13 protein-coding genes are annotated in these 14,562 nt (G+C 74.1%); 4 read left to right on the top strand and 9 right to left on the bottom strand.

What is annotated here, in order from left to right; all coding sequences use genetic code 11:
* Positions 1-170 precede the first annotated feature (170 nt).
* The 3 genes from A4A78_RS03625 to A4A78_RS03615 form a co-directional block, all read right to left on the bottom strand.
* Complete coding sequence (locus A4A78_RS03625; RefSeq protein WP_062947037.1) at positions 171-593, bottom strand: GNAT family N-acetyltransferase; 423 nt, start codon at positions 591-593, stop codon at positions 171-173.
* Complete coding sequence (locus tag A4A78_RS03620) at positions 590-1,111, bottom strand: DinB family protein (RefSeq protein WP_062947036.1); 522 nt, start codon at positions 1,109-1,111, stop codon at positions 590-592. The genes A4A78_RS03625 and A4A78_RS03620 overlap by 4 nt, the downstream gene beginning before the upstream one ends.
* Before the next feature lie 119 nt (positions 1,112-1,230).
* A complete protein-coding gene (locus A4A78_RS03615) occupies positions 1,231-2,154 on the bottom strand; it encodes a sulfite exporter TauE/SafE family protein (RefSeq protein ID WP_062947035.1) in 924 nt (307 codons plus the stop codon).
* A 110-nt stretch (positions 2,155-2,264) separates the two neighbouring features.
* On the opposite strand from A4A78_RS03615, the gene A4A78_RS03610 reads away from it, so the two are divergent.
* Positions 2,265-3,416 (top strand): phosphotransferase family protein, encoded by a 1,152-nt coding sequence (locus A4A78_RS03610; RefSeq protein WP_062947034.1) that lies wholly within the window; start codon positions 2,265-2,267, stop codon positions 3,414-3,416.
* 25 nt (positions 3,417-3,441) lie between these two features.
* A complete protein-coding gene (locus A4A78_RS03605) occupies positions 3,442-4,275 on the top strand; it encodes a fructosamine kinase family protein (RefSeq protein WP_333489917.1) in 834 nt (277 codons plus the stop codon).
* 3 nt (positions 4,276-4,278) lie between these two features.
* Here the strand turns inward: A4A78_RS03605 and A4A78_RS03600 are convergent, their stop codons facing one another.
* Positions 4,279-5,097 (bottom strand): helix-turn-helix domain-containing protein, encoded by an 819-nt coding sequence (locus A4A78_RS03600; RefSeq protein ID WP_062947032.1) that lies wholly within the window; start codon positions 5,095-5,097, stop codon positions 4,279-4,281.
* A 161-nt stretch (positions 5,098-5,258) separates the two neighbouring features.
* On the opposite strand from A4A78_RS03600, the gene A4A78_RS03595 reads away from it, so the two are divergent.
* Positions 5,259-5,828, top strand: a complete 570-nt coding sequence (locus A4A78_RS03595) for a TIGR03086 family metal-binding protein (protein ID WP_062947031.1) — start codon at positions 5,259-5,261, stop codon at positions 5,826-5,828.
* A 225-nt stretch (positions 5,829-6,053) separates the two neighbouring features.
* Here A4A78_RS03595 and A4A78_RS03590 read toward each other — a convergent pair whose 3' ends face one another.
* Together A4A78_RS03590 and gdhA are read right to left on the bottom strand one after the other, a co-directional pair.
* Positions 6,054-7,478 (bottom strand): hypothetical protein, encoded by a 1,425-nt coding sequence (locus A4A78_RS03590; RefSeq protein ID WP_231880821.1) that lies wholly within the window; start codon positions 7,476-7,478, stop codon positions 6,054-6,056.
* A 174-nt stretch (positions 7,479-7,652) separates the two neighbouring features.
* Entirely contained in the window at positions 7,653-8,996 is a 1,344-nt protein-coding gene (gene gdhA, locus A4A78_RS03585; protein ID WP_062947029.1) for an NADP-specific glutamate dehydrogenase, read from the bottom strand.
* A 236-nt stretch (positions 8,997-9,232) separates the two neighbouring features.
* Between gdhA and A4A78_RS03580 the strand changes: the two genes are divergently transcribed.
* Complete coding sequence (locus tag A4A78_RS03580; protein ID WP_062947028.1) at positions 9,233-10,486, top strand: MFS transporter; 1,254 nt, start codon at positions 9,233-9,235, stop codon at positions 10,484-10,486.
* A 56-nt stretch (positions 10,487-10,542) separates the two neighbouring features.
* Here A4A78_RS03580 and A4A78_RS03575 read toward each other — a convergent pair whose 3' ends face one another.
* From A4A78_RS03575 to A4A78_RS17415, 3 genes are all read right to left on the bottom strand, one after another.
* The gene (locus A4A78_RS03575) at positions 10,543-11,205 is read right to left on the bottom strand and encodes a TetR/AcrR family transcriptional regulator (RefSeq protein ID WP_082835166.1); all 663 of its coding nucleotides are present in this window, start codon (positions 11,203-11,205) and stop codon (positions 10,543-10,545) included.
* Between the two features lie 181 nt (positions 11,206-11,386).
* Positions 11,387-11,932 (bottom strand): O-acetyl-ADP-ribose deacetylase, encoded by a 546-nt coding sequence (locus A4A78_RS03570; RefSeq protein ID WP_062947027.1) that lies wholly within the window; start codon positions 11,930-11,932, stop codon positions 11,387-11,389.
* Between the two features lie 182 nt (positions 11,933-12,114).
* On the bottom strand, positions 12,115-14,541 hold the full coding sequence (locus A4A78_RS17415; protein ID WP_082835165.1) for a beta-N-acetylglucosaminidase domain-containing protein: 2,427 nt from the start codon (positions 14,539-14,541) through the stop codon (positions 12,115-12,117).
* Positions 14,542-14,562: the final 21 nt, after the last annotated feature.

Raw genomic sequence — 14,562 nt, 5'->3', positions numbered from 1 at the left:
GGGGACGCACCCGACGCGGCCCCCGGGACGCACCGGACGGCGCCTTCCCCGGGCGCTCACAACCCACCGACGACGCGGTGCGCACGGTGACCGGCGCGAGCGCCTGACCTCCCCGACGCTCCGCGGGTCGGCGCGACGGGCGGCCGCGGCGCGCCGCGTCGGCCCTGCACTCAGCGCAGCCGCTCGAAGGAGCGCAGCCCGGGGTCGTGATCGTGGGCCTCCACGAAGCCGAGCACCTCGTAGAACGCGCGCTGACCCGGTTCCGCGTCGGTGAGCAGCACCTGCTGACGCACCGTGTCGAAGGGGGCCAGGGCCTCCTCGACGAGGCGGCGCCCGATGCCCCGGCCCTGCGCCTCGGGGCGCACCAGCACGTCCTGCAGATAGGCGATGACGGCGCCGTCGCCGACCACGCGGGCGAGGCCGAGCAGCACCCCGTCCCGTCGGGCGGTGACGACGTGCCGGCTGCCGGCGAGCGCCTGCTCGAGGATCGCCGGCTCCTGGGTGTAGGCGCCCCAGCCCACGGCGTCGTACAGGGCCAGCGCCTCGGCGAGCGCCGGCACCTCGGCGCGGACCACCACGACGGCCTCGCTCACTCCCCGGTCCTCCCGTCGATCGCCTCGCGCAGCAGGTCGAGGTGGCCTGCGTGCCGGGCGTACTCCTCGATCAGGTGAGTGAGGATCCAGCGGAGGTTCAGCTCGCGACGTCCAAGGAGCCCGTGCACGGGAGAGTCGAGATCGGTCCAGCCCGCCTGCGCGGCGCGGGCCGAGGCGACCCGCTCCCGGTAGACGGCGACGTCGGCGAGCGCGGTCTCCGGGGTGCCGTCCAGCAGGTCGCCGTCGGGGTTCTCCGGCGAGCAGTACGGGTCGGGACGCTCCTCGCCGAGCAGCACCTCCCCCAGCCAGTACTCCTCGACGACGCCGAGGTGGCGCACGATGCCCAGCGGGCTGAGGGTCGAGGGCGGCACGGAGCGGCGGCACAGCTGCTCGGCGTCCAGCCCCTCGATCTTCTGCAGCACGGTCGCGCGGTGGAACTCGAGCCAGGCGTCGAGGGACTCGCGCTCGGCGGCGAGGAGGGGCGGCTCGATGCGGGCGTCGCCGGGAGTGTCCGTCATGGGCGCACCCTCTCACGGCGCCCCGTCGGACGACGCGCCTGACGACGCAGCGCCCTCCGCTCCGGGCGAGGCGGTCGGGCCGGGACCTCAGCCCCGACAGCGGCACCGCCGGCACGGCCTCAGAGCAGCAGCGTCTCGACCAGCGTCACCGCGGCGACGCCCGCGAGCAGCGCCGCGAACAGCAGGGTCAGCGTCGAGGGGCGCGCCTTCGCCGAGAGCGGCCCGCCGAGCACGCCGCCGACGGCGGAGCCGGCCGCGAAGACCAGGGTGGTCGCCCAGTCGACCTGCACGTCCGTGCCGAGGCGGGCCAGCAGGCTCACAGTCGTCGCGATGATCATGACCAGCAGGCTCGTGCCGGAGGCGCGACGCATCGCGAGCCCCAGCGCGATCACCAGCATGGGCACGACGATGAACCCGCCGCCCACGCCGAAGAAGCCGGTGAGGAAGCCGGTGAGCGAGGCGGCGGCGATCACGGCTCCCAGCCGCGGGGACGGCGGCGCGGCCGGGGAGAACGGCAGGTCGGGCTCGCCGTGATGGTGCTGGAGCCCGTCGGCCGTCTCGACCGTGTCGGGGCCGGGCTGGTCCAGGACCGGGTCGTCGTGGGAGGCGATGGGGGCGTCCCCGTCGGCGAGCGGGACGGTGCCCAGCGCCGCGGCCTCCGCGTCCTCCGTCCGACGGGTGCGCAGACCGCGGCGCAGCATCGCCGCGGCGACGACCGCGAGCATGAGCCCGAACAGGGTCAGCAGCACATCGGGCGGGACCAGGGCCGACAGCCGCGAGCCGAGGACGGCGCCGACGACCGACACCCCCGCGAACACGAGTCCCGCCCGCCATTCGACGTTCCGCTGCCGTGCATGGTGGGGCAGGCTCGCCAGCGCCGTGATCAGCACGATCACGAGGCTCGAGGCGGTCGCGGCATGCGGCGGCATGCCCAGCAGGAACACCAGCACCGGCACCGCGAGGATCCCCCCGCCCGCACCGAGCGCCCCGACCACGATCCCGACCCCGAGGCCGACGCCGATCGCGAGCAGGACGAGCTCCATCGGGGGTCTCCTTCGGGCGGGGGCGCGGGCCAGCTCATCGTATCCGCGGGGAGGGGCAGGTCGCGGGCCTGCGGCGATAGACTCGCACCACCCCTCGGAGAGGAGCGGACATGATCCCGGATCCGCGCACCGGCACCCCGGCGCCGCTGGACCCCGCCTCGCCCGCGATGGGCGAGCGGATCGTGGAGGCGTGGCGGCGCGGCGCGCTCGTGCTCCCGCTCGGCGAGGACGACGCCACTCCCCTGCGCCTGCCCGGCCTGCACAAGTCCGCCCTGCCGCCCTCCCTCTCGGGACAGGCGCGGGTGTCGCTGGCCGGGGTGGGCGAGCGCTTCGCCGCCTGGCGCGTGACCCCGCAGGAGAACGCTCCGGTCATCGTGCGGATCGCGCATGTCGCCCCCGAGGAGCTGCACCAGGACCTGGGCCATGAGATCGCGGCGCTGACCCTGATCCCTCCGGAGGCCGGCCCCGATCCGATCGCCGTGCACGACGACGCCGCGACCAGCCCGCTCGGCAACCCCTGCGTCGTCACCACCGAGATCCCGGGCGTGGCCGCCGCGCCCGAGGCCTGGACGGGTGCGCACCTGCGCTCCCATGCCCGCCTCCTCGCCCGTCTCCACGCCGTGCCCGCCCCGGGCCGCGGACCGGTGAGCTTCGGGGAGGACCCGTGGGCGGCGGTCCCCGTCGGCCCCCAGGCGCTGCTGCCCGAGGTGGCGGCCGAGGTCGGATCCTGGCGCGCCCGGCACGGCGCGCTGCTCGCCGAGCACGGGCTCGAGCCCTTCCTCGAGGCGGCGCTCGCACGGGTGGCCGGCATCGAGGACCAGATCGCGCAGCTGGACGGCTTCGCGCTCTGCCACGGCGACCTGTGCTCGACGAACATCCTGTGGGACGGCATCGACCCGTCGACCGGCCTGCCGCGCGTGCAGTACATCGACTACGAGTGGGCGCAGGGCGACGACCCCGCCCGGGATCTCGCGATCATCGGCGGTCCCGTGCACGGCGGGCCCTGGTACGTGCCACTCGCGGAGGAGCAGGTCGCGGCCTTCGTCGACGAGTACGTGCGGGCGCGCGGCGAGCTCGGCGAGGTGCCCGCGGGGATCGCCGACGTCGGTGCGCTGCGCGAGCGGATGCGGGCGTGGACCGCCTACGAGCGCACCGCGATGCTCGTGCACGTCGCCTCGCGCGCCGCGACCCGCGCCTCCCACCGCCAGGTGCTGCCGGTGCTGCAGGGCACACTCGCCGCGGAGCTCGGGCTGGACGGCTGACTGTCCTCCCCACCACATCGCCCACCTGCACAGTGGCGCGATCACGTCACCCTCTGCTTACGGTGGGCCCATGAGCGACTTCGTGAAGAACGCATCGAACGCCCCCAAGGGGCACATCGCGGCCGAGGCCGCGGGGCTGCGCTGGCTCGCCGAGCCCGGTGCCGTCCCCGTGGTCGAGGTGCTCGAGGAGGAGAAGGACTCCCTGCGCCTGGCGCGCCTGGAGCCCGTCGGACCGACCCCCGAGGCGGCCCGCGAGTTCGGCCGACGCCTCGCCCGCCTGCACGACGCCGGCGCACCCGGCTTCGGCTGGTCCCCCGCCGACCCCGCCTTCTTCGGCCCGCTCGAGAACCCCTTCCCCGTCTCGACCCGCGTCGAGGAGGAGTTCGCGGTGTACTGGGCCGAGGAGCGGCTGCGCCCCCTGGCAGACAAGGTCACCCGCACCCTCGGCGCCGACGGGCACGACACCGTCGACGAGGCGATCGACGTGATCGCCGACGGCGCCTACGACGGCATCAGCGGACAGGGCGCGGAGGAGCCGAGCCGCGTGCACGGCGACCTGTGGTCCGGGAACCTGATGTGGACGGCCGACGGGGTGACCCTCATCGACCCCTCCGCGCACGGCGGCCACCGCCTCGAGGACCTCGCGATGCTCTCCCTCTTCGACGCCCCGCATCTCGAGGAGATCTTCGAGGGCTACACCGAGGAGCACCCGCTGCCCGGCGACTGGGAGCAGGACCTGCCCGCGCACCTCTTCTTCGGCCTGCTCGCCCACGTGCACCTCTTCGGCGAGGCGTACGTGGACCAGGCGATCTCCACCGCCGAGGCGATCATCGCCCGCGCGGACGAGCTGGGGTTCTGAGCCTCACCCCTCGCGCCATCGCCGGGCGAGCTCTCCGGGCGTCGACCCTGTCGCGGTGCGGACGTCGTGGGTGAAGTGGGACTGATCGGCGTAGCCGAGCCGTGCCGCGAGCGCGGCGAGGTCCTCGTCGCCGCGCAGCCCGTCGGCCGCCTCGTGCAGCCGCCGTCGGCGGATCAGCCACGCGGGCGTGAGGCCGAGCCGCCTGGCGGTGAGTCGCTGCAGCGCCCGCTCCCCGAGCCCGAAGCGTTCGCACAGCTGCCCGACCTCGCACAGAGCCGGGTCGTTCTCGACCTCCTCGACGATCGCGTCGATCAGGAGGTCCTCCTTCCCGGGAGGGCCGAGCCCGGCGATGCGCTCCTCCACGAGCGCGCAGCACGCCGCATGGACCTCGTCCTCGTCGGGCCCCTGCGCCATCAGCTCCCGCAGCGGCGCCGTGAGGCCGGCGAGCGCCGTGACCCCCTCGAGCTCGCGATGGCTTCCTGCGAGCTCGCGGAGCCCTCCCCCGTGCAGCACGGCGCCCGCGGCCGGGGCGAACATGACGCCGAATCCCCAGGAGCGGCCCTCGAGCACCGTGGTGGAGAGCCCGGGGTTCGGGCCGACGAATCGTGAGTAGGCGGGGGTCGTGATCGCGAGGCAGACGGGGAACTGCAGCACCCGCTGCTCGGCCCGCTCTCCTTCCGGCACGTCCCAGACCGGGATCCAGTAGCGGCGCAGCCAGGGGCGCAGCGAGGCGGGCGGGAGCCGGCGGTGGATGGTGAAGCTGCGGTCGGCCGGGTCGCGCAGATGCGCCCGCTCGATGTCGTCCGACGCGCGTGAGGCCATGCCCGCACAGTAGTCGTGTCCGGCGGCGCCGCCCCGGACCCGTCGGCACGGGCCGCGCCCGTCGGCGGCGGTGTCGGGAATCCACAAGACCGCCCGGCGGGTGCTCCGTAGCGTCGGCCTCGCCCGCCCGGGACGTCCGGGACGGCGACGAAGGAGGAGACATGAGCACCACTGCACGACCCGCCGCCGGCCCCGACGCCGCGACCCGCTGGCGCGAGCGGTCCACGCCGTTCACCGCGGAGGTGGAGGCGGTCGCCGACTGGGAGGCGCCGAGCCCTTGCGAGGGCTGGACCGCCCGTGACGTGCTCACCCATGTCATCGACACCGAGCGGGAGTTCCTGGCCCGGGTCGATCTCGCCGCGGAGGAGACCGCCGGGGCGGGCGCGGACCCGGCCGCGCGCTGGGCCGAGCACCTCGCCGAGGTCGTCGCGCTCCTCGCCGATCCTGCGGTGGCGGCGCGTCCCCACGACGGGGCCTTCGGGCCGACGACCGTCGGCGACGTGCTGCTGGACTTCTACGGCTTCGACCTGATCGTCCATCGCTGGGACCTGGCCAGGTCACAGGGCCGCGATGCCCGCCTCACCGAGGCCGAGCTCGCGCTGGTCGACGCCGCCGTGGACGGCTGGGGCGAGCATGCCTACGCCCCCGGCATCTTCGGCGCACCCGTGGACGTGCCCGCCGGGGCCGACGGGCAGACCCGCGTGCTCGCGAGGACCGGCCGCCGCGGCTGATCCGCACCGGCCGGCCCTGCCCGCCCTCACACCGCGTGGTGCATCGGGACCGCTATGACCTGGGCATGACGGTCCGGATGCACCACTCGGCGTCGGAGGCGGGCACCGACGCGATCGAGACGTGGCCCTGTGTCGGAATGAGTCGTCATTCCAGCACAGGGCCACGTCTCGATGATGGTCCGGGGGGCGGCCCCGGCCCCGTGGTCGCTGTTCAGCGGCGTGGGCTCAGTGGTCGTGGCCCTCGTGGCCGTCCTCGGCGCCGCCAGCATCGCTGGCGCCGTCGTCATGGCCGTCCTCGTCGGCGTGGTCGTGGCCCTCGTGGCCCTCCTCGCCCTCCGACTCGCTCGCGCCCGGGGAGACCTCGTACTCGCCGGAGGCGGTGCCGGTGGTCACCTGGATCTCGTGCGGGACGACGGGCAGGTCGAGCTCGCGGTAGACCTCGCCGCTGGCGACGTCGACCATGCTGAGCTTCTTCGCCTCGGGGTCGACGACGAAGGCGGTGCCGTCGGCGACCGAGAGCATCGGGCCGGCCTCCTGCCAGTTCTCGCCCTCCTCCCACTCACCGGTCACGGGGACCTCGTGGAGGATCTCGCCGCTCTCGGGGTCCAGGATGTTCAGCTCCCCGTCGTAGGTGAGCACGAGCGCCTCGCCGTCGGGGCCGCGGTCGAGGCTGCGGAACCAGTACGGGGAGCCGAGGTCGACGAGCTGCTGGGTCGCGTCGCGGGTGTCGATCAGCGCGATCTCGGTGGGGCGCTCGATGCCACCGGCGGGCTCGGCCTCGACCTTGTGGTCCGCGAGCACGATCGGGGAGTCCTCGTGGCCCTTCTGGTTGCCGGAGCGCTGGTAGTCGCCGTCGATCGCGACCTTGTGGAACTCGCCGTCGCGGTAGACCACCGAGCCGTTCTCACAGCCCAGCGAGATGACGTCGCCGGACTCGGTGGGCTGGGCGGCGGCCTCGCCGTGCACGCCGGGGCAGTCGTCGGTCTCGGCGACGACCTTGCCGTCGGCGTCGAGGACCTGGACGGTGCTGCGCGCGTCCTCGGTGCCCTGCGTGGTGAGCAGCCCGCCGTCGGACAGCGGCACGGCGACTCCGTGGTGCGGATCCTCGGTCGCGGTCTCCTCGAGCACGGACAGCTCGCCGTCGCCGAGGGTGGAGGGGTCGATCAGGGTGATGTCGCCGGTGCCGTCGGCGAAGATCGCGGTGCGGTCGCCGTGGGGGACGACGTGACCGGGGTGAGGGGCCTCGACGGAGAGGTCGGTGAGCGCCGGGTCCTGGACGTAGTAGTGGAAGTGGTCGCCGTGCCCCTGGGCGAGCAGGCCGGTGTCGTACATGGTCACGGCGTCGGACGCGCTGACCGCGACGTGGCGGCCGTCGCCGGCGGGGTTCAGGCGGACGTAGCCCTCGAGCGGGGTGTCGTTCAGCACGGAGCCGTCGGCCGAGTCGAGGGTGACGACGCCGCCCTCATGGGCGAGGACGATCCGGGGGCTGAGCGCGCCGACCTCGGTGCGGTCCGAGGACGGGGACTCGGCGGCCCCGGCCCCGTCGCCCCCGCCGTCGGAGCCGGAGCCGCAGGCGGCCAGCGCGAGCACGCCCGCCCCGAGCAGGGCGACGGCTCGCCGCTTCATGACAATGTTTCTCATCAGGTGCATGCCAGGAAGCTATCAGCGAATGAGAATCTTTCGCAATTGGGGGGCGGTGACCTGAGTCACGACAGTCGTGAGGGGCCGACAGTACCGGGTGCTGCATGGAGCCGGGAGGCCCCCGCACGACGACGCCCGTCCCGCGGGATGCGGGACGGGCGTCGTGGCCGGAGCGGGCTCGGCTCAGATGACGCCGAAGGCGATCATCGCGTCGGCCACCTTGCGGAAGCCGGCGACGTTCGCGCCGAGCACGTAGTCGCCGGGGCGACCCATGTCCTCGGCGGTCTCGAGGCAGGTGGTGTGGATGTTCTTCATGATCTGCGTGAGGCGCTCCTCGGTGTGCTCGAAGCTCCACGCATCGCGGCTCGCGTTCTGCTGCATCTCGAGCGCGCTGGTCGCGACGCCGCCGGCGTTCGCGGCCTTGCCGGGGCCGAAGGCGACCTCGGCCTCGCGGAACACGGTGACGGCCTCGGGGGTGCAGGGCATGTTCGCGCCCTCGGAGACGGCGAGCACGCCGTTCTTCACGAGGGTCCGAGCGGCGTCCGCGTCGAGCTCGTTCTGGGTGGCGCTGGGCAGGGCGATGTCGGCCGGGACGTCCCAGACGCTGCCGCCCTTGACGAAGCGGGCGCCCTCGCCGCGACGGTCGGCGTACTCGTGGATGCGACCGCGCTCGACCTCCTTGATCTGCTGGAGCAGCTCGAGGTCGATCCCGTTCTCGTCGACGACGTAGCCGGAGGAGTCGGAGGCGGTGATCGGGAGGCCGCCGAGCTGGCGGGACTTCTCGATCGCGTAGAGGGCGACGTTGCCGGAGCCGGAGACGGCGACGCGGCGGCCCTCGAAGGACTTGCCGCGGGCCTTGAGCATCTCGTCGGCGAAGATGGCCGCGCCGTAGCCGGTGGCCTCCTTGCGCACGAGCGAGCCGCCCCAGTCCAGGCCCTTGCCGGTGAGCACGCCGGCCTCGTACCGGTTGGTCAGGCGCTTGTACTGGCCGAAGAGGTAGCCGATCTCGCGGGCGCCCACGCCGATGTCGCCGGCGGGGACGTCGGTGTACTCGCCCATGTGGCGGTGCAGCTCGGTCATGAACGACTGGCAGAAGCGCATGACCTCGCCGTCGCTGCGGCCGTGCGGGTCGAAGTCGGAGCCGCCCTTGCCGCCGCCGATGGGCAGGCCGGTCAGGGAGTTCTTGAAGATCTGCTCGAAGCCGAGGAACTTCACGATCCCGAGGTTGACGCTCGGGTGGAAGCGCAGGCCGCCCTTGTACGGGCCGAGCGCGGAGTTGTACTCGACGCGGAAGCCGCGGTTGACCTGCACGGTCCCTTCGTCGTCGACCCAGGGGACGCGGAAGATGATCTGGCGCTCGGGCTCGCACAGGCGCATGAGGATCCCGTGGTCCTGGTACTCCGGGTGCCGGGACTGGACGACCTCGAGAGACTCGAACACCTCCCGGACGGCCTGGTGGAACTCGGGCTCGCCGGGGTTGCGGCGGAGCACGCGGTCGAAGGTGTCCTGGAGCGTCGAGTCGAGCATCGCAGTCCTTTCAGGGGCCCGGGGGCCCGATATCGCGGGGCCCTCGGGGTCGGGAGGGCGGAGCGGGGCCAGAGTACGCGTACGGAGCCGGGCGGTCACGGGACGTTCGGTGAGTGAACATGCACGTGCCTGTCTCCCCATACATCGACGAGACGGGGGTCACAGCGGAGCGCCGACGCGGCGGCCGTCGAGCGTCCGGTCGACAGCACCTCCACTCACTACGTACGCTCGTACGCATGCCAGTGACTCCTCCCGCGCCCGTCGTGCGCCGCGCGCGCCTCGCCGTCGGCGCCCTCTTCCTCACCAACGGCGCTCTCCTCGCGAACCTGCTGCCCCGCTATCCGGAGGTCAAGGCGCAGCTGGGGATGGAGAACTCCGTGTACGGGCTCGCGCTGGCCGCCTTCCCGGCCGGGGCGATCCTCGCCGGGCTGGCCGCGGGCGCGCTGATCCGCCGGATCGGCTCGGCCGCGCTCGCGACGCTCGGCACCGTGCTCACCGCGACGGGCCTGCTCGCCGCCGCCTGGGCGCCCGGGGCCCTGTGGTTCGCCCTCGCGTTGCTGGCGGCGGGGGCGTTCGACGCCCTCACCGATGTCGCGCAGAACGCCCACGGCCTGCGGGTCCAGCGCCATCTGGGCCGCTCGGCGATCAACTCATTCCATGCCCTGTGGTCGCTCGGCGCGGTGATCGGCGGGGCGATGGCCGCCGCAGCGATCGCGCTGGAGATGCCGCTGCGCACTCATCTGCTGCTCTCGGGGATCCTCTTCTCCGTGGTCGCGCTGCTCGCGCGTCGTGCCGCGCTGCCGGGCAGGGATGTCGACGACGTCGCCGCGCCTGCGGTCGCGCCGATGGACCCCGCCTCGACCGACGCACCCGCTCCGAACCCGGTCCCGCGCGGCGGACGCACCGCCGCGATCCTGGGCGCGCTCGTGCTCATCGCGATCGCCGGGACCCTGGTCGAGGACGCCGGGAACTCCTGGGCCACCCTCTACCTCGCCCGCGACCTCGGCGCCGCCTCGACGATCGCGGCCACAGGGTTCGTCGCCCTGGTCGGGGCGCAGTTCGTGGGCCGACTGCTCGCGGACCCGCTGGTGGATCGCCTCGGGCAGCGGGCGGTGGCGCGCGGCGGGGGCGCGCTGATCGCGCTCGGCATGGGACTCGCGCTCGCGCTCCCCTCCGTGCCGGGCACCATCGCCGGCTTCGCGCTGACCGGCCTGGGCAGCGCGAGCCTGGTCCCCTCGGCGATGGCGCAGGCCGACGCGCTGCCGGGGCTGCGTCCGGGCACCGGACTGACGGTGGTCTCGTGGCTGATGCGGCTGGGCTTCCTCGCCTCGCCGCCGCTGGTGGGGCTGGTAGCCGATGCGTTCGGGCTGCGCGCGGGGCTGCTGTCGGTGCCGCTGGCGGGCCTCGCGGTGGTGCAGCTGGCCGGGGTGCTCCCCGCCCGACGGCGGAGCGCTCCTGTCCCGGAGCGGGAGCAGAGCACCGTCGGCTGACGGGGTCGCGCCCGGCACCGACGCCCGGCCACGGGCCGACGCCGGGCCCGCACCTCTCAGTCCGCTCGGTGCGGGCGCTCCTGCGCCCCGGCGGCCAGACGGGCCACGCCCTCACGGGCGAGGTCCGGCATCGGGGGCCGGAGGTGGAGGGCCTTCTGGATCACGAGGCCCTCGTTGAGGGCGTCCAGCAGCGCGGCGGTCCCGTCGTCGACGAAGGGCTCGAGGCAGGCGCGCGTGCGGGCCATCCAGGCGCTGGTGATCTCGCGGAACTCGGGGCGCCGCGCGGCGAGGGTGTAGAGCTCGAGGGTGATCACGAGCTCGCCCTGAGTGCCGAAGACGTCCTGGTCGATGTTCGCCTCGAAGCCGGCGACCGCCTCCTGGAGGGTCTCCGCGCGGGCGGTGCGGGCCTCGACCCGGGCGGCGGCCTCCCCGGCGAAGCGGGTGAACGCCTCGCGCAGCAGCTCGTCCATGCCCTCGAAGTGGTAGGTCATCGAGCCCAGCGGCACGTCGGCCGCGGCGGCGACGCGGCGGTGCGAGGTGCCGGCGACCCCGTGCTCGGCGATCACCTCGAGGCAGGCGTCGATGATGCGGTCACGGCGCCCGGGGTCGTGGCGGCGGGTCCGCGGCGACGCGGGAGCAGAGAAGGTGTCGTGCTCGGAGGCGGAGTCGGGCTCGGGGCCTGATCCGGCATCGGGCTCGGGGTCGGACGGCGCGGTCATCCCCCGACGGTAGCCGCTCTCCGGCCGCGGTCCCTCTCCGGCACCGACCGTCGGCCCCGCTCACCGACCGCCGAGCGGCGAGCGTCGGCGTCAGCGCCAGGTGCCGGGCACCGGGCGCCAGGCGTCCGACGTCCGGCGCCCGGCGTCCGGCGTCCGGCGTCCGGCGCTGCAGCCTTCCGGGTCAGCTCTCGTCGAGCGCCTGCTCGTAGGCGGCGAGGGTCTCGTCGTCGAACAGCACCAGGCGCAGCTCCCAGCGCCCGCCGAGCCGCGCCGCGGTCTCGCGCAGGCTCGCGATCGCGATCCGGGCGGCGCGGTCGAGGGGGAAGCGGTAGGCGCCGGTGGAGATCGAGGGGAAGGCGAGGCGGTGCAGGTCCTGCTCGTGCGCGACCTCGAGGCAGCGCTGGTAGCAGGAGGCGAGCTCGGCGTCGCGGCGGGCGCGTCCGGCCTCGTCGGCGTGGGCGGACCAGATGGGGCCGACGGTGTGGAGGACGTGCGGGACGGGCAGGTCGTGCCCGCCGGTGAGCTTCGCGTCCCCGGTCTCGCAGCCGCCCAGGGTGCGGCACTCGGCGAGCAGGCCGGGGCCGGCGGCGCGGTGGATCGCGCCGTCGACCCCGCCGCCGCCGAGCAGGGTGGAGTTCGCGGCGTTGACGATCGCATCGACGTCGTCCACGCGGGTGATGTCGCCGCGGCGAAGGGTGATCAGCGGGGGTCCGTCGGCGGTCGTCATGGCATTCCTCCTCGGTGCGTCCTCGACGTGTCGGGCTCGGCGGCGCCGGCGCCCAGGCCCCGAGTCTCGCCCACCGAGGGCTCGGCAGGCGAGACTCCAGGGCCCAGAGGGTGATCGCGCGGTCCGTCGGCCCGGCCGGGAGACCCGGCGGGCCGACGGGTGTGCGCCGTCGGGCGGGACGCTCAGGCCTTCGGCGGCTCCTCGCCCAGGGCGAATTCCCGCACCTGCACCCACTTCCCGTCCTCGTTCTTCGCGGTCACGCGCAGGCGCGCGACCCGAGTCGCGACGGGGACGTCGAGCGTGACCTCCAGCAGCGGGGAACCATCGGTGCTCGCCACCTCGGTCCAGCTGGCCCCGTCGGCCGACAGCTCGAGCACGCCGTGCTGGATCTGGTCGCCGGCCGTGTCGTCGCTGCGCGCCATCTGGATGCGCGCGAAGGTGATCTCGTGGCTCTCCTCGAGGTCGATGCGGATCTCGTCGCCGACCGCGGGCGCGCCGTCGGACCAGAAGAAGGTCGAGAGGTCGCCGTCGGCCATGCGCTCGGGTGCGTAGTCGCGGTAGGTGCCGAGGGTCGTGGTGGCAGTGGCGGGCAGGCCGCGGAAGGGCAGCGACGGGTCCTCGGGCAGGACCGCGCGCAGCACCTCCCAGGCGCGGGAGGCGAAGGTCTCGAACAGTCCGGCGGCGACGACGGGGACGATCTGGTCCTCCCGGTAGACGCCGTCCTCGCGCTGGTCGGGGACGGTGGCGCGTCCGGCGAGCGCGAACTGATCGACCGCCCGGGCCGCCGCCTCGGAGGCGGCCTCGTGCTCGCCGGCATGGAGCGCGGCCATCATCTCGTGCTGGGCGAGGAGGCCCTCGGCCCACTGGGCGCCCGCGACGATCCAGGGGAGCGTGTCCTGGTAGAAGCCGTCGGAGGCCATGTCGGCGAGGGAGCTCTCGAGCCCTGCGATCCGGGTCAGGCGGTCGACGAGCGCCGTGCCCTCGGCCCCGCCGTCGGCGTCGGCCTCCCAGTACGCCTCGAGGTCTGCCTCGAGCGCGGGGGCGAGCGGGGAGCCGGAGCGGTAGGGCCAGTTCTGGTGGAGGTCCGCGAGGATGCGCAGGTCGGAGCGGGTCTGTTCCTGGGGGCCGGCGAGCTCCTCGACGACCGCGTCCCAGGACTCGGCGGCGTCGTAGACGGGCGGGTTCCAGCAGTAGTCGGCGTAGTTCCCGAGCGAGATCAGGGAGGCGTAGGGCTGGATCATCGGGTTCGCGGTGAAGCCGGCGAGGTGCTCGTGGAGGGTCGGGGCGCGGCCGTCGAGGGGGTTGAGGAAGAGTCGCTCGCGGCGGCCGTCGTTGACCGGGAAGTTGTCCCAGATGTAGAGGTGCTCGGTGTGGTACGACTCGACGGCCTTGATCACGGACTCCTCGGTGATCGAGGGGGAGAACACGCCCTCGCCGGTCCACTGCACGCGCACCTCCGGGTCCAGGCCGGTGCCGAAGGCGGTCTTGTAGTCGGTGGGTCCGGAGCCGGTGTACCCGGTGGGCACGGTCTGCAGCGGGGACAGGTCGTGCGCCCGCACGTACTCCTCCTGGACCCGGTTCAGGTAGTGGACCTGCGCCGCGGGCAGGGAGTCGAACTGTGCGGCGTCCTCCTCGCCGAGCTCCCACGGGATGTCGTCCAGTGCGATGTAGAAGCTGGTCACGCCCAGTTCGCGCAGCTGCTCGAACTTCGTCACGGTCGCCTCGTAGTCGGCGTCGGAGCCGTAGGCGATGTCGTTGCCGGGCGAGAGGGCGTAGGTGAAGTCGACGTGGTGGGCGTTCGCGGTCTCGACCAGCTCGGCGAGCTTCTCGAGGTCCTCGCCCTCGTAGAGCTCGCGCCACTTCGAGCGCAGCAGCAGGTCGTCCTTGGGCGTGTAGATGTAGGTGTTGAGCTTGTGCTCGCCGGAGAAGGCGAAGAGGTCCTGCCGGGCCTGGTGGGACCACGGGATGCCGTAGAAGCCCTCGATCGCGCCGCGGATCTCCATCAGCGGCTCGTCGCGCACCATGACCTCGGGGACCAGGGAGCGGCCGGCGAGGAGGCGGCGGAGGGTCTGGACGGCGTAGAAGGTGCCGCGGGCGTCGCGTCCGGCGAGGGCGAGGGCGGTGCCGCGGTCGCGGCCGGCGGCGAGCACGTAGCCGTCGGCGGCGAGGTCTTCGGGGCCCTCGACACCGAGCGCCTCGAGCACCGGGGTGAGGCTCGGGGTCTCCTCGGGGGTCCCGAGGTGGACGCGGGTGCCGCCGGCGGCGGGGTCGGCGTCCGCGGGGAGCGCCTCGACGGCGCAGCCGGCCGCCTCGAGCACCTCGACCAGGAGTTCGCGGGCCCGCTCGTCGACGCCCTCCCCCGCCTGCAGCTGCACGCGCCGGGTCAGGGGCAGCAGCTTCCCGGAGCCGGTGAGGGACTGCGGGGCGGGGTGGAGGGCGGGGACGGCGTCGCGGGCGCCGCCCTCGGCGTGCGCGGCACCCAGCGGCAGCAGGGCCGCACCGCCGGCGGCGAGGCCGAGGCCGAGCGCGGAGCGGCGGGAGAGGTGGCGCAGCGACGGGGTGGCGGCGCGGTCGGGGGTGGGAGGAGGAACGTCCGCAGAACGATTCACAGCGAGAGCCTTCCGATTCCG

Origin of the sequence: Brachybacterium sp. sponge (genome assembly GCF_001613775.1) — a bacterium.
GTDB classification, from domain to species: Bacteria; Actinomycetota; Actinomycetes; order Actinomycetales; family Dermabacteraceae; genus Brachybacterium; species Brachybacterium conglomeratum.
Note: the sequence above shows the minus strand (reverse complement) of the source record. Positions and strands in the feature narration are given on the sequence as shown.

Excerpts from the sequence above, each read along its gene's own strand:
- A4A78_RS03620 (WP_062947036.1), bottom strand. The coding sequence starts at position 1,111 with ATGACGGACACTCCCGGCGACGCCCGCATCGAGCCGCCCCTCCTCGCC.
- A4A78_RS03615 (WP_062947035.1), bottom strand. The coding sequence starts at position 2,154 with ATGGAGCTCGTCCTGCTCGCGATCGGCGTCGGCCTCGGGGTCGGGATC.
- A4A78_RS03610 (WP_062947034.1), top strand. The coding sequence starts at position 2,265 with ATGATCCCGGATCCGCGCACCGGCACCCCGGCGCCGCTGGACCCCGCC.
- A4A78_RS03600 (WP_062947032.1), bottom strand. The coding sequence starts at position 5,097 with ATGGCCTCACGCGCGTCGGACGACATCGAGCGGGCGCATCTGCGCGAC.
- A4A78_RS03595 (WP_062947031.1), top strand. The coding sequence starts at position 5,259 with ATGAGCACCACTGCACGACCCGCCGCCGGCCCCGACGCCGCGACCCGC.
- A4A78_RS03590 (WP_231880821.1), bottom strand. The coding sequence starts at position 7,478 with ATGCACCTGATGAGAAACATTGTCATGAAGCGGCGAGCCGTCGCCCTG.
- gdhA (WP_062947029.1), bottom strand. The coding sequence starts at position 8,996 with ATGCTCGACTCGACGCTCCAGGACACCTTCGACCGCGTGCTCCGCCGC.
- A4A78_RS03580 (WP_062947028.1), top strand. The coding sequence starts at position 9,233 with ATGCCAGTGACTCCTCCCGCGCCCGTCGTGCGCCGCGCGCGCCTCGCC.
- A4A78_RS03575 (WP_082835166.1), bottom strand. The coding sequence starts at position 11,205 with ATGACCGCGCCGTCCGACCCCGAGCCCGATGCCGGATCAGGCCCCGAG.
- A4A78_RS03570 (WP_062947027.1), bottom strand. The coding sequence starts at position 11,932 with ATGACGACCGCCGACGGACCCCCGCTGATCACCCTTCGCCGCGGCGAC.